Source organism: Streptomyces sp. CBMA152, from assembly GCF_014596475.1.
In the GTDB taxonomy this organism is placed as follows: Bacteria; Actinomycetota; Actinomycetes; order Streptomycetales; family Streptomycetaceae; genus Streptomyces.
On the sequence record NZ_MECJ01000035.1, the window covers coordinates 18,975 to 36,080 of the forward strand.

Consider the following 17,106-nt stretch of genomic DNA (forward strand, 5'->3'; position numbering starts at 1 on the left):
AGAGGGCCCTCCGGGCCCATCGACCGGTTAGCCCTTCGTGCGGAGGATCGCCCCGATATGTGCCGCCGCCGTCGACAAGTGGCGGCGGGCCTCGCGGAGTTGGGACTCCGTCACGCCGTTGTCGCGGGCCGCGTCGCGGATGTCGTCGCGGAAGCGGTCCAGGAGGCGGTCCAGGTCGCGGGCCGGGTTGTCGGTGGTCGGGGTGTCCTCGGCCCAGGCGGGAGGCTCGGTGGGGCGGACCGTTTCCTTGGTCAGGTCCGCCAGGCCCTCCCATGAGCCGAAGTGGTCCCGCACCTGCTGCGTCACCCGTTGGACCTGCTCGCGGGCCCGTTCCTGGGCCTCCTTCGCCTGGCGGCGGGCCTGTTGGGCGTCCTCGCGGGCGCGGCGCGACTCGTCCTTCGCCCGGCGCGCCTGCTCCTTCCACTCCTGCTTGGCGCGCTTGAGCTCCTCCTTGGCCTGCTGCCAGGACTCGCCCGTGGCGGCGCCGCCGTTGCGGGCCTCGTGCGTGGCGCGGCGTACGTCGTCGCGCAGGTCGCCCGCCGCGCCCCGTACATCGGCGCGGATCTCGGCGGCGAGCTCGGAGACGGACTCGCGGATCTCCAGCTCCAGGTCGGCCAACTCGCCGCCGCGCCCCGCGAGTTCGGCCCGGCCCGCGTCGGTGATCGAGTACACCTTGCGGCCGCCCTCGGTGGTGTGGGTGACCAGGCCCTCGGCCTCCAGCTTGGCGAGCCGGGGGTAGACGGTGCCGGCGCTCGGCGCGTACAGCCCCTGGAAACGCTCCTCCAGGAGGCGGATCACCTCGTACCCGTGGCGCGGGGCCTCGTCGAGGAGCTTGAGGAGGTAGAGGCGCAGGCGGCCGTGGGCGAAGACGGGGGCCATGTCAGAGCACCTTCTCGGTCGTGGGCCCGATGGATCCCGTGCCGGTCGCGTCGGTCGGCTCGTCCTCGCGCGGGGGGCGGCGCAGCAGGGCGATCGAGCCGGAGACCGTGGTCGCGCGCAGCGTGCCGTTGCCCGCGCCCAGTGTGCCGGTGATGCTCTTCGCGCCCCACTGCCCGCTGACGCGCAGGTCCTCGAAGGCGTTGGAGACCGCGCCGCTGGTGGTGTTCGCCTCGACCCGGGCGTCCGCCGACGGGTGTTCCAGGCGGATGCCGATCTCGCCGGACACCGAGGTCAGCCGGATGTCGGCGGGGCTGCCGGACGCGTCCAGGTCGAGCACCATGTCGCCGCTGACCGAGTCGGCCCGTACGGACGTGGCCGCGCCCTCGATCACCGTCAGATCGCCGGAGACCGACTTGAAGACCAGGTCACCGGTGACCGCCTGGGCCTCCAGGTTGCCGGAGACCGTGTCCGCCCGGATGGAGCCCGAGAGGCCGACGAGTGTCGTGTCTCCCGTCACGCCGCGTACGTCCGTACGTCCTCGGATGCCGGAGACCACCGCGGCCGCGCCGACCACGCCCACCTCGACCGTGGACTCGGCGGGCACCGCGAGCGAGACGACCGCATTGCGCTGCCAGCTCTTGCGGTCGAACCACTTCAGGAAGCCCTTCCAGGGCAGGTCCTCGTAGGCGACCGTGAGCGTCGAGCCGTCCTGCGTGACGATCAGCGGCGGTCCCTCGATCGCGGAGACCTCCAGGCGCGCGGAACCTTCGTCGGTCCCCACGACGTTCACCGTTCCGTTGACGATCCGCACGTTGAGCGCGGACACCGGCGCGTCGAAGGCGAGTTTGCGCGGCTCGGACACGGACCACGTCGACTGTGCCATGACTCTGACCTCCCTGGGCGGGGTACGACGCAACATATCGCGTCTTGTTGATAGACACGATATATCGCGGATGGGGGAAGTCAAGCCTCGTCCGGCGGGGTAAAGGTGATCAATGGGTGGGAATGTCGGCCTTGCCCTAGCGTTGGATCATGTCCAGCGTCCCCGCCCCCGCCGCCCTGCTCCTCTGCCGCGCCGAGCCCGCCGCCGTCCGGCCCGCCGCTCACCTGCTGCGGGAGCGGATGCTGCTCGCCCCGGCGGGCGACGGGTGGAGCGTGCTCGTGCCCGAGACCAAGCCGTGGCTCGGCGGCGTCGACCCGGTCGACCAGGTGCTCGCGGGGTGGGCTTCCGCGCTCGCCGTCGGCGCCAGCTGGCCCGTGGTCGCGCTCTGGTGGGACGAGGGGCGGGCCGGGTGCACGCTGGCCGCCGGGTTCCGGCGCACGGTCGGCTATGTGTGGCTGGCCGACGGGACGGCGGCGGGGGAGTCCGAGGCGATGCGGACGTTCGCGGCGCGGCTCGGGCTCGACCCCGTACTCGATCTTCAGGCCCTCGACGCGCTCACCCGTCCCGACCCGGCCGCCGACGGACGGGCGCGGCTGCTCGGGCTCACCGCCGTGCTCTCCCGCGCGGGGGTGACCCTCCCGGCCGGGCTCACGCCGGGGGAGAGCGCGGACCGGCTGCGGTCGGTCGCGGCCGCGTCCGGCGCCGAGACGGTCGAGTGGTCGGGCTGGCGGGACGCGGTCCGGGCCGAGCTCGACGTGGTGGAGGAGGGGCCGCTGGGGCCGTGGCTGCGCGGGCCCCTGGCGCGGGCGCTCGGCGCCGCCCAGCTGGCGGCGGGCGTACCGCTGACCGCCTGGGGCCTGGCCCGCCGCAGCGGCGGCTGGACGGTCGCGGGCCTCGTCCTGGTCGCCCACGGGGCGCTGGGGCTGGTGTACGACCGGGTGCGGGGGCGCGCGTGACGGGTCGGGCGCGGCCCGGCCGGGCCTCGGCGTGCCCCGGGCCGCCGCCCGGCCGTGCCCCGCCGGACGCCTACTCCTCGTCGTCCTCGTCGTCGTCGAGCCGGGCCAGCCACGTGGCGAGCCGCTCGACCGGGACCTCGAAGTCCGGGTTCAGGTCGACGAACGTACGCAGCTGGTCGGCAAGCCACTCGAAAGTGACCTCCTCCTCGCCGCGCCGCTTCGCCAGCTCCTCGATGCCGCGGTCGGTGAAGTACACAACGTGCTCCTGAGATGTACCGGGATGTTCCCTCCCAGGGTATCCGGGGCCATCCCGTGCTTTCCGGGGCTCCCGCGCAACCGTCCCGCCGATTACCCTCGTCATCTCAAGTCAGGGGAATATGCGACTGGTTGAGGGGGAGCGGCCATGGCGCAGCCACGGGAGATCATGCTGCCGGGCGGAGCCGTCGTGCTGGCCCGGCTGACGACGGCCGGGGGGTACGGGGACGACGATGACGACGTCGGCGTGCTGGAGAACGCCGTCGCCAAGGTGGAGCGGCTCGGCGAGCTGATCACCGGGGTCGGGCGGTCCGTGCTGGACGCGGCCGCCGCCGTGAAGCCCGACGAGGCGACGATCACCTTCGGCGTGGAGCTGTCCGCCAAGGCCGGGGCCGCGATCGCGATCCTCGCGGACGGCGAGGCGAAGACGTCCATCCAGGTCACGCTGACCTGGAAGCTGGAAGGTCAGCCGCCGCCCCAGCTCCAGACCCAGCTGCCTCCGCAGCCCCCCGCCCCGCCCACCGCACCCCCGGCCCCCGGCGCGTTGCCCCATGCCTGAGACGGGCGACCCGTACATCGACGATCTGGCGCGTTCGGCGACCGTCCATCTGCTCTCGACGGCGGGCGGCACGATGTGGGGCAGTGGGTTCTTCGTCGCCCCCGGGTGGGTGCTGACCTGCGCGCATGTGCTGCGGCCGCATCTCGGGCGGGACCGGGAGCAGATCTTCCACGTCGAGGGCGAGCAGTACGACCGCGAGCCGCTGCGGGCCCGGGCCCGCCTGGAGGCGTGGCTGCTCGACGACGACCTGCGCGGCGACGACATCCCCGTCGAGCAGGACCTGGCGCTGGTCCGGCTGGTCGACGACGACGTGGAGCACGAGTGCGTCTGGCTCAGCGACTGCGCCGAGGCCCCGGGGGCGAGCGCGGTCGTCCACGGGTTCAGACCCGAGGGGCAACCGCTGCGCTGGCGCAGCGCCATCGACATCCGTACGTACGACGGGAGTTACGGGCTGCGGTTCACCGACACCGAGTTCCCCAAAGGGGTCTCCGGCGGCCCGGTGCTCGATCCGCACACCGGCGCCGTGGTCGCCGTCATGAAGTCCCGCCGCGTCGAGCGCGACGGCGGGCGGGCCATCGCGCTGCCCGTGCTGCGCCGGTTCGGCGAGCTCTACCAGAGCGTGCTCGCCGAGCACGACCGGTGGCACGGGGCCGGGTCCCGGCTCGGCAGGACCAACTGGATCGACCGGCAGCAGGAGTTACCGGCCGGCGGGCTGCACCGCACGCCCGAGCAGTGGAGCCCGGACGACCGGCGCACCGCCCTGAACCTGCTCGCCTCGGTGCCCGCGCCCGGCGGGGTCCCGGCCGTCGCCCGCCTCGCCCGCAAGGCGCGCGGCAACATCGCGCCCCCGGGCAGCCTCCCGGAGCCGCGCTCCTGGCGCGACGGCCACGGGCTGCTCTACGAGGGCCATCGGCCGATGGCCGCCATCGCCTTTCTGCACTACCTCAAACTCGTCGTGGAGTACGAGCGCGGGCGCGGCGGCGACCCCGCGCGGCTGGACGCCTGGGTGAACGCGCGGCTGCGCGGGGTGCCGCCGGTGGTGCACACGGTGGTCACCGAGGCACGGCTGCCCGAGGGGATGTTCCCGGTGCTCGGGCCGGGCGGGCCGGACGAGGTGCTGCCCGTCCTGCCGTATCCGGGCGGGGAGCGGGGCGGCGCCGTCGTCACCGTGGAGCTGGAGCCGCTCTCCGACGCGCCCGACCGGTTCTACTGGCGCATCCGGGTGCACGACGGCGACCGCGACGGCTCCAGACCGGTGGACGAGCAGTGCCACGGGGACGGGGTCGCGCCCGGCGACCTGATCCGGCGGCTGCGCCGGCCGCTGGTCGACGCGTTCGAGATGGTCGACACCGACGAGTGCCCCGCGCCCCTCGAAGTCGCCCTGCCCGCCGACTACTTCGACACCGCCGTGCACCGCTGGCAGCTCACCGAGATGGGCCGGCTGTATCTCTCGCCGTATCTCGGGGTGCAGCGCCGGGTGGTGCTGCGCGACCTGGACCGGCGTGGCGAGCCCGACCGCGAGTGGCTGGTGCGGTGGGAGGGGCTGATGGCCGCCGAGGAGCTGACCGGCGTCGCCACGCCGGTCCCCGGACGAGCGCCCCGGCCGCACCACTTCACCGAGATGGCGCCGGGCGCGGTGCCGGTGCTGTGCCGGCCCGCCGGGCGCGGGGTCGGCGGCGCGGCCATGCGGATGGCCCTGGAGGCCGGGCACGGCGTGGCGCTCTGGCACACCGACGCCCACCCCGAGCGGGGCTGCCACGAGCGCTGCGCCGCCGTGCGCGCCGGGGCGGCCGATCTGCTCGGGCAGGCGAAGGACCCCACTGAACTCCCGGACCGGCTGCGCCGTATCAGGGAGGACATCAGCGAAACCAAGGATGCCCAGCACTGGGCGGAGGGTGTGGCGATGCTCTACGACGATCCCGGGCGGCCGCTGCCGGACCTCGACCGGCTGGACGCGCCGTGACGCGCGCGGCGACGTCCCGTACGGCCGCGCCGTGCGCCGCCGTGCGCCCGGCCAAGCGCCGCTGTGACCGCCTGTGCGTCCACCCACCGATCTGCTGGCCGGAAAACGCATTTCGGACGCCTCGTAGTGGGTACGTTCACAACGGACTTCGACTCGCAACGACACGTGGTCCCGCGCGGCCACGTGGCCAGCAAGTGGTGCCCCGCCGACCGTCGACGAGGAGCGAGCGATGGACGACTGGCTGATCTACCGAGGCACCGGGGCACCGGATCCGGACCGGATCCGCGCGCTGCCCGACCCGCCCCGCTGGCGTGCGTTCGACGGCGAGCCGCGCCCGTACGAGGTGCCCGGCATCGACATCGCGTCGCTGCGCCGGCTCGGCGACCGGGTCTCGGAGCTGTCCGCGCACGACAGCGAGACCCTTCAGCTGATCAACGCGGCCCTGTATCTGCGCCGCCCGCTGCTGATCACCGGCGAGCCGGGCTCCGGCAAGTCGACGCTCGCGCACTCCATCGCGTACGAACTGGGCCTGGGCCGCGTCCTCCAGTGGCCCATCATCAGCCGCACCGAGCTCAAGGACGGCCTCTACACCTACGACGCCATCGGGCGCCTGCACGACGCCCAGCTCGCCGACGGGCAGGCCGACGACATCGGCCGCTACATCCGGCTCGGCCCGCTCGGCACCGCGCTGCTGCCCGCCGAGCGGCCGCGCGTGCTGCTCATCGACGAGCTCGACAAGAGCGACATCGATCTGCCCAACGACCTGCTGAACGTCCTGGAGGAGGGCGAGTTCCCGCTCCCCGAGCTGGAGCGGATCGCCGACCGGCCCGGCCGTGATGTGGTCGAAGTGCTCACCGACGACGGCCACCGGGTCGCGGTGCCGCACGGCAAGATACGCTGCCACGCCTTCCCGATCACCGTCCTGACCAGCAACGGGGAGCGCGACTTCCCGGCGCCGCTGCTGCGCCGCTGCATCCATCTGCACCTGGACCCGCCGCGCGAGGAACGCCTCGCGGCCTTCGTGCAGGCCCACTTCGGGCCCGGCGCCGACGAGCGCAACCTCGATCTGCTCAGCCGCTTCACCCGCGACGACGGCGACGGCGAACTGCGCCCCACCGACCAGCTCCTGAACGCGATATTCCTGACCCAGCAGGTGCGCGACGAGGGGCCGGAGCGGCGCCAGGAGATCGCCGAGCTGCTGCTGCGGCCGCTGGACACCAGGCAGCGGTGACACGATGACCACGGCCCCCGACCCGCGCCCCGAGGAGAGCGCCATGAGCGTCAGTACGACGCTCACGGCGCTGGTGGCGCGCCTTCGGGAGGCCGAGATCCAGCCCACCGCCCAGGAGTTGGCGGACGCGCTGTGGCTCGCCGACTTCGCCGGACCCCTCGCCCGGCCCTCGTCCCACGAGCCCGGCCCGGCGCCCGCGGGCGTGGGCGGCCCCGGCGTCAAACCGCCCGGCGTCGGCGACGGCCCGGACCTCACCGAGCCGCGCGTCCCCCCGCAGGGCGCGTCGAGCGTGCCCACCCCTCGTACGTACGAGGGCCAGGCCGATCTGTTCACCCCGGGGCCGGTCGCCGGGCCGCGGCAGGGGGGCGGGGACACGCTCGGCGGGGTGGCCGTGGCCCCGGTGGCCGCGCCCGTCGCCGCGTCGCTGCCCGAACCGCTCGCCCTGCAACGGGCGTTGCGGCCGCTCCAGCGCTACCGCGCGCCCGTACGGACCACCGGCCGCTACCTCGACGAGCAGGCCACCGCCGACCGGGCGGCCGACATGGGTCTGGTGATCCCGGTGCTGCGGCCCGACCGGCGTCGCCAGGCGCGGCTCGCGCTGATGATGGACGTCTCCTCCTCCACGCTCGTGTGGGAGCAGACGCTCGACGAGCTGCGCCAGGTCTGCGAGCGGGCCGGGGCCTTCCGCGAGGTGCAGGTGCACTATCTGCACGAGGGCGCCGACGGCAGGCCGCGCGTCGGCACCTCCGTCGAGCCCACCGGACATCTCGCCGAGCCGTCGCAGTTCTGGGACCCGGCCGGGCGCCGGCTCACGCTGCTGCTCAGCGACTGCGCGGGTCCGATGTGGCGCAGCGGCCAGCTCCACCGGCTGCTGCACGGCTGGGCGCAGACCGCGCCGCTCGCGGTGGTGCAGCCGCTGCCGCAGCGGATGTGGCGCTCCACCCATCTGCCCACCCGGCAAGGGGTGTTGCGGCGCCGCGAGGGACCGGCCGGGCGGCTGGAGTTCCGGCCGCGCAGGCCCGAGCGGGGGCGGGCCGCGCAGGGCGTGCCGGTGCCGGTGCTCGCGCTGCGCCAGTCCTCGTTCGGCGCCTGGGCGCGGCTGGTCAGCGGCGCCACCGAGCGGACCATGGAGGCGGCGGTCGGCCGGGTGCGCGCCGACCAGGCCCCGGCCGCCGGCACCGTACGGGCCGCGCAGGCCGTGGACCCGGCCGAGCGGGTCGACGCCTTCCGCGCCACCGCGTCCCCGGACGCCGCCCAGCTCGCCGCGTGTCTGTCGGCGGCGCCGCTCTCGCTGCCGGTGATGCAGCTGGTGCAGCGGGCGATGCTGGTCAACAGCGGGCCCGAGGTGCTGGCCGAGGTGCTGCTCAGCGGCTTGGTGCGCAGCCCCGGAGAGGACGACGCCGAGGACGTCGTGGACGGGGCGCCCGGCTATGTCTTCGTCGACGGGGTGCGCGAGAAACTGCTCGAACACCTGGGCGCCGGGGGCGCGTTCCTCGTCCTCAAGCACTGCTCGGAGTACGTCGAGCGGCGTTACGGGCGGACCGTGCGCAACTTTCCGGCGCTCGCCGCCGCCGTGCTCGCCGGGTCCGTCGACCCCGGCGGGCAAACCCCGGCCGGGCCGTCGGACGACCCCCGGATGCGGAAGTTCGCCCGGGTCTCCTCGCAGGTGCTGCGCCGCTTCGGACAGCCCGACCCGGTCGTCGAACCACGCGACGGCGCGGGCCCCGCCGAGCTGTCGCTGCGCGCCCAGGACTGCCTGGCGCGGTTCCGTGCGTACGGGACGGTCCGCGACCTCGACATGGGCGTCCAGCTGCTGACCGCCGCCGTGCGCGGCGAGCGCCGGGTGGCCGAACGGGCTTATCTTTCAGGTGAGTTGGCGCGGGCGCTGCTGCTGCGCTGGGAGCTGCGGCGGCTCGGCGAGGACCTGGGCGCGGCCCTGTCCGCCGTGGAGAACGCGCTGCCGCACGAACGTCCCGCGCATCTGACCCTCGCCCGCATCCTGGAGGCGATGGCGGACGAGGCGGAGTCGGGGCGGGCCGGGGCGGACGAGGCGTGGTGGCTGGCCGCGCTGACCGAGCCACGGCGTCCGCCGGGGCGTCCGGGCGAGCCCTGGCGGCCGCCCGCACCGGCCGAGCCGATAGCCGCCCCCGGCTCCAACGGCACCGCCGGGACGGACGGCCCGGGCCGCACCCCGCACGACGTCGCCGTGTCCCTGCTCAACCGCGCGCACATCAGCCTCGCCCTGATCAGCGGCATCCCGCCCGCCTCCGCCGCCCAGCGCGCCGACTGGCGGGAGGCGTCGCTCGCCCGGATCCGGGTACTGCGCAGGCTCGCGGAGCTGGAGCCGAAGTGGGCCGACGGCTGCCTGGACACCGCCGTCCATGTCGCCAACTCCCTGCTGGCCGAGGAGCGCGGCGCCGACGTCCTGCTGCTGCGGGGCGCGCTGCTGCTGACGCTGGCCCGCCGCAGCGCGGCCGGGTCCGGCGAGCGCTCGCCGATCACCACGCGCGCGTACGCCGAGCGGGCCGTCCAGGACCTGTACGCCGGGTTCGAGACGCTGGCCCCCGGCTCGCTCTCCGACGACGAGGTCAGCCGGTCCTGGCTGCACCTCGCCGACGCCGTCGAGCTCGCCCAGACCGAGGTCGACGACCCGACCCGGCTGACCATCCTCCAGGCCCTCGACCAGGCCCGCAGCTACGCGGGCCCGGACCGCGAGGCCCAGGCCGAGTGCCTGCTGCGGATGGCGCGGGTGCTGCGCGAGCGGTACGAGTCGACCCGCACCCGCGCCACGCTGGACTCGGCGGTGGTGGCCTGGTCCGACGCGATCGAGCTGCTCGCCGCCGACGACCCGCGCCGGCCCGGCGCGTACGCCGAGCTCGGTGACGCCCTGACCGTACGGGCCCGGGTGCGGCAGTCCCGCGACGACGCCCGGGGCGCGGTCAAGGCGCTGCGCCGGGCGCTGGACGAGACCTCCGAGTCCGACCCCGAACTCGCCCGGCGGCGCTTCCTGCTGGCCGCCGCGCACGTACGACGGTTCCACCTCGACGGCATCCTCGCCGACCTCCACGAGGCGCACTGGATACTCGGCGCGGCCGCCCGGGCCACCGACGACAGCGCGGTCCTCGCCGCGATCTGGCAGCTGCGCGCGCAGACGGTGGTCCTGCTGTCGCGGCGCACCGGCTCGAACGCCCGGCTCGGCGAGGCCGCCGACTTCGCGCTGCGGGCCGCGCAGGAGGCCCGCGCGGCCGGGCAGCCCTTGGTGGAGGTCGCGGCGCGGCAGCTGCGGGCGGGGCTCCTTGAGGAGACGGCGGGCCCGGCCAGGGCGGCGGAGGAGCACCGCGAGGTCCTGCGCATCCTTGAGGAGGCGGGGTGGCCGGACCCCGAGGCCGAGGCTCTGAGCCGGGCGGCGATCGACCGGCTCACGGGCGGGTCGGGAGCGTCGTGACGGCGACCGCGACGGATGGCGGCAGGGCGGTGCCGGACGCGACGGCACTGCCACCCCTGCGCCCGCTCACGGCCCGCGAGCCACAGGAGTGCGCGCACCCCGTACTGGCGGCGGTCCTCGCGGAGCTGCGGGAGCGGGTCGAGGGGCGGGGCGCGTACTTCAGCGACGCACCGGCGGTGGGCGCGTACTTCGCGGACGCCCCGGCCCCACGAAGAGCCGGGGCACCGTCCCCGTCACCGGGTGGAGACCTGCCGTGACCATGGACGAGCCCCGCTGGCCGCACCGCGTGCTCGACCCCGACGCCGTACGGCCCGTACCGCTGCGCCAGTTCGTCCTCAAGGTGCACAGCCGCTGCAACCTGGCCTGCACCTACTGCTACATCTACCGTGGCCAGGACGCCAGTTGGCGCGAGCGGCCGACTCGGGTCGCCGAGGACACCGTGCGTCGCACCGCCCGCCGTATCGCCGAGCACGCCGCGGCCCATCGCCTCACCCGGCTCCGGATCGACCTGCACGGCGGCGAGCCGCTGCTCGGCGGTGCGGGCCCGGTGCTCGCGTACGCGGCGGAGGTGCGGCGCGCGGTGCGCGAGGCGGTACGGGGTGTGGTGCCGGGCGGCTGCGAGGTCGTCGCGACCGTGCAGACCAACGGCACGCTCCTCACCCCGCGCACCCTGGACCGCTTGGCCGCCGCCCGCGTATCGGTCGGCCTGAGCCTGGACGGGGGAGCGGCCCGGCTCAACACCCGCCGCACCGACCGCCGGGGCCGCCCGTCGTGGCCCGCCGTCGCCGCGGCCGCGCGCCTGCTCGCCCGGCGCCCCGCCGCGTACGCCGGAATCCTCTGCACGGTCGACCTCGCCGCCGACCCCGGCGACGTCTACCGCTCGCTGCTCGCGCTCGGCCCGCCCGGCATCGACCTGCTGCTGCCGCACGGCAACTGGGCCGCGCCGCCGCCCGGGATCGCCCCGGCCCCGGTGCCGGGGCGGCGGGCGCGGTCCACCCCGTACGGCGACTGGCTGGCCGAGGTGTTCGACCTGTGGTGGGACGCGGAGCGGATGCGGACCGGGGTGCGGCTCTTCGAGGAGATCGTGGCGCTGCTGCTCGGGGCGCAGAGCACGGTGGAGTCCGTCGGGCTCTCGCCGATGGTGGCGGTGGTGGTGGACACGGACGGCTCGATCGAGCAGACGGGCGCGCTGCGCTCGGCGTACGAGGGCGCCTCCGCCACCGGCCTCGATGTCTTCCACCACTCCTTCGACCAGGCCCTGCGCCATCCGGGCGTCGCCGCACGCCAGTTGGGGGCGAAGGGTCTTGCCCCGGAGTGCCTGGCCTGTCCGGTGCGCGAGGTGTGCGGCGGCGGCAACTACGCCCACCGCTACGCCCCGTACAGCGGATTCCTGCACCCCAGCATTTACTGCGCCGATCTGGAACGGTTGATACGTCATGTCGCGGCGAGGCTGTCCGAGACCGACAAGGCGGGACGTGGCGGCTGGTGACTGTCAACTCCTGCTCACTGACACTTTTGTGACGCACAATTGAAAGTGCGCGCACATCCAGCTTCCGGCCCGAGCCGAGGGAGTCCGCCGCATGTCCGACCACGAGGGCGCCGTCGAGTCCACGCTGCCCGAACCGGCCGAGGAGTCCCCCCGTGTCACCGTGCTCTTCGCCGGGCAGAGCCAGGCCTGGGCCGACTGGATCGGGCAGCAGCTGGAACGGGCCGGGCACCCGGCCGTCCTCATAAGGTGGGATCCGCTGCATCTGCAGCCCGCCGACTCGGCCCTCGCCGATCTGCTGGAGCCGCCCGGGCACATCCTGGTCGTCCTCGACGACTGGTATCTGCGCTTCGACTCCGAGAAGTACCAGGGCTGGGCGGCGGCGCTGCGCGACACCCTGCCGCTGCACCGCGACCGGGTCGCGGCCGTCAGTGTCACCGCCAAACCGCTGCCGCCGGCCGCCGCGACGCTGCGGCCCGTCGGGCTGCGCGGCATCGGTCCCGACGAGGCGCGCCGCCGGGTCCTGGAGTGCGCCGGGTCGGTCGCGCGCCCCACCGGTGTCGTCCTGGAGCGGGCCATCCGCTTCCCCGACGACCGCCCGCGCGTATGGAACGCGCCGCGCAGAAACCGCCAGTTCACCGGCCGCGAGGAGACCTTCGAGAAGGTCCACGACGTCCTCGCCGTCTCCGGTGAGGAGGGTGGCCGGGTGGTGGTGCACGGGCTGAGCGGTGTCGGCAAGACGCAGGCCGCGATGGAGTACGTGCACCGGTTCTCCGGCGAGTACGACCTCGTGTGGTGGGTCGGGGCCGCTGCCAAGGCCAGCGCCCGCGAGGGGTTCGCCGCGCTCGCCCCGGAGCTGGGCCTGGCCCAGGGCAGCCGCCTCGGCGAGGTCATCACCGCGGTGCGGCGCGAGCTGGAGACGACCCGGCGCCGCTGGCTGCTGGTCTTCGACGGGGCCGAAAGCCCGGAGGCGGTGGGGGAGTTGATCCCGGAGGGCCCCGGCCATGTGCTGGTCACCGCCAACTCGCCGGAGTGGCCGGGTCTGGGCGCCCACCTCGTGCAGCTGCCGCCCTTCGACCGCGAGGAGAGCGTCGCCTTCGCCCGCCGCCGCGCCGAACGCCTCACCGAGCAGGACGCGGACCGGCTCGCCGACGCCGTCCAGGACCTGCCGCTGCTGCTCGACCAGACCGCCAACTGGATCGCCAACAACCCGGCTGCCTCGGTCGCCGAGTACGTACGCGGTATCAGCCAGGGCGATCCGCACACCGTCGACACGCTGCCCTCGCGCGACTACCCGGCGAGCTTCCAGGCCGCCTGGTCCAAGACGCTCAACAGCCTCCACGAGACCTCCGCCGAGGCCTGGGAGCTGCTGAAACTCCTCGCGCACTTCTCGCCCGACTCGGTGCCGGTGCGCCTGCTCCAGAGCGCCCGGGTCAGCGATCTGCCGCCGCACCTCGCCGCCCTGGTCACCGACCCCAGCAGCTGGAACTCGGCGCTGCGCACGCTCTCCCGGGTGACCGCCACCCCGCTGGAGTACGACGAACCCGGCCGCCTGGGCACCCGTACGGTCGGCTCGCTGCGCATCCACCGGCTGCTGCACCGTTTCGTGCGCGGCAGCCTGCCCGAGGGCGAGCACGAGCGGGCCACCGCCACCGCCTGCCAGGTGCTGGTCGCCGCCGATCCGCGCGACCCGGCGGGCGCCCACAACTGGCCGCGTTACGCCGAGCTCATCCCGCATCTGGAGCCGTCCGGCGCGATCGCCTCCACCGACCCGGACGTGCGCCGTCTCGTCCTGAACTGCATCGAGTACCTGCGGGTGCGCGGTGAGTTCCGCGAGGGGCAGCGCCTGAGCGGTCTCGCCGTCGACCAGTGGCGTCCGGTGTCGGGGCCCACCGACGGCCTGGTCCTGGTCGCCACCCACCAGAAGGCGCACATGTGCCGCCAGTTGGGCCACTACGCCCAGGCCGAGCAGCTGGGCCGGGACACCCTGCGGCGGCTGATGGCGGAGGGCCGGGGCGGTATCGAGGTGGTCCGCGCCAAGAACGGGCTCGGCGGCACCCTGATGGTGCTCGGCAAGTACGGCGAGGCGCGCGCCCTGTTCGAGGAGGCGGCGGGGGAGACCGCGGCCCTGCTCGGTGACTGGAAGGTGCCCCGGCTGCTCGCGATCCGCCACAACCTGGCGGTCACCCTCGCCCTCCAAGGCCACTACGCCAGGGCCCTCAGCCGCCACCAGGAGGTCCTGGAGGAGTGCATCTCCGTACTCGGCGGCAAGGACCACCTCACCCTCCAGGGCGGGATGTACACGGCCCAGATGCTGCGCCTGATGGGCCGGTACGGGGAGGCGCTGACCATCCAGGAGTACAACCACCGCCTGCACCGCCAGATCCTGGGCGCCGACCATCCGCAGACCCTGACCGCCCAGCACAACCTGGCCCTGTGCCTGCGCCGCGACGGCGAGCCCGAGCGGGCCAGGGGGCTGCTGCACGACGCCCGCGAGGCGATGCTGCGACGCGGCGACGCGACCGCGTTCACCTGCGACTACGCCATGCTGCTGAGGGAGTTGGGGCGCCCGGTGGAGGCCCATGAGCTGGCCCGGTCGGCGGCCGCCGAGTACGAACGCCTCCTCGGCGCGGAGCATCCGTACACCATCGGCGCGTACGACAACGTGGCCCTCGTCCTGCGCGAGAGCGGTGACCACCGGGCCGCCCGGGAGCTCTCCGAGCGCAATCTGCGGGCCTTCACGCGCGCGCTCGGCCACGCCCACCCCTGGACGCTCGGCTGCGCCATGAACACCGCCTCCGCCCGGGCCGCCGACGGCGATCTGACCGGGGCCGCCGAGCTCGGCCGCTCCGCCCTCGTCCAGGCGGTCGCCTCGGTCGGCCAGTCGCATGTCCTGACCGTCAACCTCCAGGCGGGCCTCGCCCAGGACCTGCGGGCCCGGGGCAAGCGCGCGGAGGCCGCCGAGCTGCTGCGGGACGCGGTGGGCACGCTCACGGCCGCGCTCGGCGAGAGCCACCGCCAGACCGCGTACATGCGCGGCGGGGCGCGACCGTACTGGGACTTCGAGCCGATGCCGGTGTGAGCGACGCCACTTGTGAGTGTTTGCCCCGCTTCTCTGACCTAGTCCTGACCTGGAGTTGACACTTCTCTGACATGAATGCGGTTTTCCTGCGTCTGCTGACCGAAACCGGAAGAGACGTGATCCGGAGCGCCTTGAACCGGAACCCGCATTTCAAGATCCTTGAGTAGGTCCGGGGGCGCTGTCTCCCAGGGCCGATCCCTTTGCGGTCGGCGGGCGGTCGGACGTGCCGAGAGCCGACGTGCCGAGAGCCTCTTGCCTCTCGCGACGAGAGCGCACAACTCCCCAGGTCTCAGGAGGGTTTGCCATGACTCACGGCGACACGATCGGTACCGGCCCGCCGGGCACCGCTGATCAGGGGGCCGGACGGACACCGTCCGGCCGGTTAGGGAAGTCCACCGGGATACGCACCGTCGCCACCCGCGACGGCTGGCTGCGGCCGGCCGCCACCCGCCTTCCCTCGCTGACCGGACTGCGTTTCCCGGCGGCCCTGCTGGTCTTCTTCAACCACACCGGACTGCCCTTCCCGTTCCTGCGCCTGATGAAGGACGACGGCGCGGCGATGGACTGGTTCGACGTCACCCGCAACGCGGGCGCGCTGGGTGTCACCTTCTTCTTCGTGCTCAGCGGCTTCGTCCTCACCTGGGCCGTGCGCGAGACGGACACCACGCGCGCGTTCTGGCGCCGCCGGATCGTCAAGATCTACCCGAACTACGCGATCACCTGGGGCCTGGCGATGATCGCCTTCGCCTCCGCGTACACGCCCACCCGCACCGCGATCCTCAACCTGCTCATGGTGCATGTGTGGGTGCCGAAGTTCGACGTCTTCTCCAGCGTCAACCAGCCCAGCTGGTCGCTCGGTTGCGAGCTGCTCTTCTACCTGTCGTTCCCGCTGCTGCACAAGCTGTTCCGGCGCATCCGGCCCGAGCACCTGAAGTACTGGATCTCGGGGATGATCGCCGGGATCATCACCACGCCGTTCTTCACCTATCTGCTGCTGCCGGACGACCCCAACTTCCCCGGCGGCCTGGCGCTCGGCGCCCGCGCCTCCACGGTGCAGTACTGGTTCGCGTACAACTTCCCGCCGATGCGGCTGCTCGACTTCGCGCTCGGCATGCTCGTCGCGCAGGCGGTGCTCAACGGCCGCTGGTGGAACATCGGCATGATCTGGTCGAGCCTGCTGCTCGTCGGCGGCTATGTGTGGGCCTCCCACGTCCCGTTCCTCTACTCGCAGCGGTCCATGACGATCATCCCGATCGTCTTCCTGATCGCGGCCGCCGCAACCGCCGACGCGAGAGACGAGTTCACCCTCTTCCGCAATCGCACGATGGTCTGGTTGGGCGAGATCTCCTTCGCCTTCTATCTGGTGCACTTCGTGGTGCTCTCCTACGTACGCAAGTGGCTCGGCCACGGTATGTACTCGGTGCCGCAGACCATCGGCATCGTGCTCGTGGAGTTCACGATCGCGGTGCTGATCTCGTGGGCGCTGTACGCGCTCATCGAGCGGCCCATCACCCGCAACTGGTCCAAGCCGAGGCTCCCTCGGGCCTCCACCACGACCTGAGCGGCGCACCAACCGGAGAGCTTGGTTCCAGTCCCCAACGACGTGAATTCAAGTTCGGTTCAAGATTCCACTGCAAGGATTCCCCCCATGAAAACAATTGCTCTCGTCACAGGTGCCAACAAGGGAATTGGTTTCGAGATCGCGCGTCAGCTCGGCGAGCTGGGTATCACCGTCATCGTCGGTGCGCGCGACGAGAAGCTCGGCAGGGCGGCCGCCGAGGAGCTCGGCCAGGCGTTCGTCCAGCTCGACGTCACCGACCCGGACAGCATCAGGAAGGCCGCCACCTGGATCGACCTGGCGTACGGCAAGCTCGACATCCTGGTGAACAACGCGGGCATCACCGTCCCCCACGAGGAGGGCAGGCCCAGCACCACCTCGTTGGACACCATGCGCCGGATCTACGAGACCAATGTGTTCGGCGTGGTCGCGGTGACCAACGCCCTGCTGCCGGTGCTGCGCAAGGCGCCCGCCGCCCGGATCGTCAACCAGTCCAGCGAGATGGGCTCCATGGAGCACGCCCTGGACGAGAGCCACCCGGCGTTCCCGATCGTGAACCTTCCGTACAACTCCTCGAAGACCGCGCTCAACATGATCACGGTGGCGTACGCCAAGGAGCTGCGGGACACCCCGATCAAGGTCAACGCGGTGGACCCGGGCTGGTGCCGTACCGACATCACCGGCGGCGAGGGCTACAAGTCGGCAGCTCAAGGCGCCGCGATCGCCGTGAAGCTCGCCACCCTCGACGCGGACGGCCCGACCGCCACCTTCTCCCAGGACCAGGGCACACTGCCTTGGTAAGCAAGACT

The 17,106-nt window shown here is 73.4% G+C and carries 13 protein-coding genes; 10 read left to right on the forward strand and 3 right to left on the reverse strand.

Annotation, left to right across the window (positions count from 1 at the left end; translation table 11 throughout):
* Nucleotides 1-27: 27 nt before the first annotated feature.
* Complete coding sequence (locus BG418_RS36520) at nucleotides 28-879, reverse strand: PadR family transcriptional regulator (RefSeq protein WP_188278407.1); 852 nt, start codon at nucleotides 877-879, stop codon at nucleotides 28-30.
* Nucleotide 880: 1 nt separating this feature from the next.
* Entirely contained in the window at nucleotides 881-1,762 is an 882-nt protein-coding gene (locus tag BG418_RS36525) for a DUF4097 family beta strand repeat-containing protein (RefSeq protein WP_188278408.1), read from the reverse strand.
* Nucleotides 1,763-1,911: 149 nt separating this feature from the next.
* On the opposite strand from BG418_RS36525, the gene BG418_RS36530 reads away from it, so the two are divergent.
* A complete protein-coding gene (locus BG418_RS36530; protein WP_188278409.1) occupies nucleotides 1,912-2,718 on the forward strand; it encodes a hypothetical protein in 807 nt (268 codons plus the stop codon).
* 70 nt (nucleotides 2,719-2,788) lie between these two features.
* Here the strand turns inward: BG418_RS36530 and BG418_RS36535 are convergent, their stop codons facing one another.
* Nucleotides 2,789-2,974 (reverse strand): DUF6104 family protein, encoded by a 186-nt coding sequence (locus tag BG418_RS36535; protein ID WP_188278410.1) that lies wholly within the window; start codon nucleotides 2,972-2,974, stop codon nucleotides 2,789-2,791.
* 147 nt (nucleotides 2,975-3,121) lie between these two features.
* On the opposite strand from BG418_RS36535, the gene BG418_RS36540 reads away from it, so the two are divergent.
* The 9 genes from BG418_RS36540 (at nucleotide 3,122) to BG418_RS36580 (ending at nucleotide 17,098) form a co-directional block, all read left to right on the forward strand.
* Entirely contained in the window at nucleotides 3,122-3,532 is a 411-nt protein-coding gene (locus tag BG418_RS36540) for a CU044_2847 family protein (RefSeq protein WP_188278411.1), read from the forward strand.
* Nucleotides 3,525-5,495 carry a trypsin-like peptidase domain-containing protein gene (locus BG418_RS36545; protein ID WP_188278412.1) on the forward strand — a complete coding sequence of 657 codons (1,971 nt, stop codon included), beginning with the start codon at nucleotides 3,525-3,527 and terminating at the stop codon, nucleotides 5,493-5,495. Before BG418_RS36540 ends, BG418_RS36545 begins: the two co-directional genes overlap by 8 nt.
* A gap of 229 nt (nucleotides 5,496-5,724) precedes the next feature.
* On the forward strand, nucleotides 5,725-6,726 hold the full coding sequence (locus BG418_RS36550; RefSeq protein WP_188278413.1) for a MoxR family ATPase: 1,002 nt from the start codon (nucleotides 5,725-5,727) through the stop codon (nucleotides 6,724-6,726).
* Nucleotides 6,727-6,769: 43 nt separating this feature from the next.
* Nucleotides 6,770-10,171: an SAV_2336 N-terminal domain-related protein gene (locus tag BG418_RS36555; protein WP_188278414.1), complete on the forward strand. Its 3,402-nt coding sequence runs from the start codon at nucleotides 6,770-6,772 to the stop codon at nucleotides 10,169-10,171.
* The gene (locus BG418_RS36560) at nucleotides 10,168-10,428 is read left to right on the forward strand and encodes a hypothetical protein (protein WP_188278415.1); all 261 of its coding nucleotides are present in this window, start codon (nucleotides 10,168-10,170) and stop codon (nucleotides 10,426-10,428) included. Before BG418_RS36555 ends, BG418_RS36560 begins: the two co-directional genes overlap by 4 nt.
* A gap of 2 nt (nucleotides 10,429-10,430) precedes the next feature.
* Nucleotides 10,431-11,660, forward strand: coding sequence for an FxsB family cyclophane-forming radical SAM/SPASM peptide maturase (locus BG418_RS36565; protein ID WP_188278435.1), 1,230 nt, complete (start codon nucleotides 10,431-10,433; stop codon nucleotides 11,658-11,660).
* Between the two features lie 91 nt (nucleotides 11,661-11,751).
* Nucleotides 11,752-14,739: an FxSxx-COOH system tetratricopeptide repeat protein gene (gene fxsT / locus BG418_RS36570; RefSeq protein ID WP_188278416.1), complete on the forward strand. Its 2,988-nt coding sequence runs from the start codon at nucleotides 11,752-11,754 to the stop codon at nucleotides 14,737-14,739.
* A 304-nt stretch (nucleotides 14,740-15,043) separates the two neighbouring features.
* Complete coding sequence (locus BG418_RS36575; RefSeq protein WP_188278417.1) at nucleotides 15,044-16,300, forward strand: acyltransferase; 1,257 nt, start codon at nucleotides 15,044-15,046, stop codon at nucleotides 16,298-16,300.
* 87 nt (nucleotides 16,301-16,387) lie between these two features.
* Nucleotides 16,388-17,098, forward strand: a complete 711-nt coding sequence (locus BG418_RS36580) for an SDR family oxidoreductase (protein WP_188278418.1) — start codon at nucleotides 16,388-16,390, stop codon at nucleotides 17,096-17,098.
* Nucleotides 17,099-17,106: the final 8 nt, after the last annotated feature.

What these genes read in the sequence shown, in the direction of transcription:
- BG418_RS36545 (WP_188278412.1), top strand. Translation starts at nt 3,525, where the DNA reads ATGCCTGAGACGGGCGACCCGTACATCGACGATCTGGCGCGTTCGGCG.
- BG418_RS36580 (WP_188278418.1), top strand. Translation starts at nt 16,388, where the DNA reads ATGAAAACAATTGCTCTCGTCACAGGTGCCAACAAGGGAATTGGTTTC.
- BG418_RS36540 (WP_188278411.1), top strand. Translation starts at nt 3,122, where the DNA reads ATGGCGCAGCCACGGGAGATCATGCTGCCGGGCGGAGCCGTCGTGCTG.
- fxsT (WP_188278416.1), top strand. Translation starts at nt 11,752, where the DNA reads ATGTCCGACCACGAGGGCGCCGTCGAGTCCACGCTGCCCGAACCGGCC.
- BG418_RS36530 (WP_188278409.1), top strand. Translation starts at nt 1,912, where the DNA reads ATGTCCAGCGTCCCCGCCCCCGCCGCCCTGCTCCTCTGCCGCGCCGAG.
- BG418_RS36550 (WP_188278413.1), top strand. Translation starts at nt 5,725, where the DNA reads ATGGACGACTGGCTGATCTACCGAGGCACCGGGGCACCGGATCCGGAC.
- BG418_RS36520 (WP_188278407.1), bottom strand. Translation starts at nt 879, where the DNA reads ATGGCCCCCGTCTTCGCCCACGGCCGCCTGCGCCTCTACCTCCTCAAG.
- BG418_RS36525 (WP_188278408.1), bottom strand. Translation starts at nt 1,762, where the DNA reads ATGGCACAGTCGACGTGGTCCGTGTCCGAGCCGCGCAAACTCGCCTTC.
- BG418_RS36555 (WP_188278414.1), top strand. Translation starts at nt 6,770, where the DNA reads ATGAGCGTCAGTACGACGCTCACGGCGCTGGTGGCGCGCCTTCGGGAG.
- BG418_RS36575 (WP_188278417.1), top strand. Translation starts at nt 15,044, where the DNA reads ATGACTCACGGCGACACGATCGGTACCGGCCCGCCGGGCACCGCTGAT.
- BG418_RS36565 (WP_188278435.1), top strand. Translation starts at nt 10,431, where the DNA reads ATGGACGAGCCCCGCTGGCCGCACCGCGTGCTCGACCCCGACGCCGTA.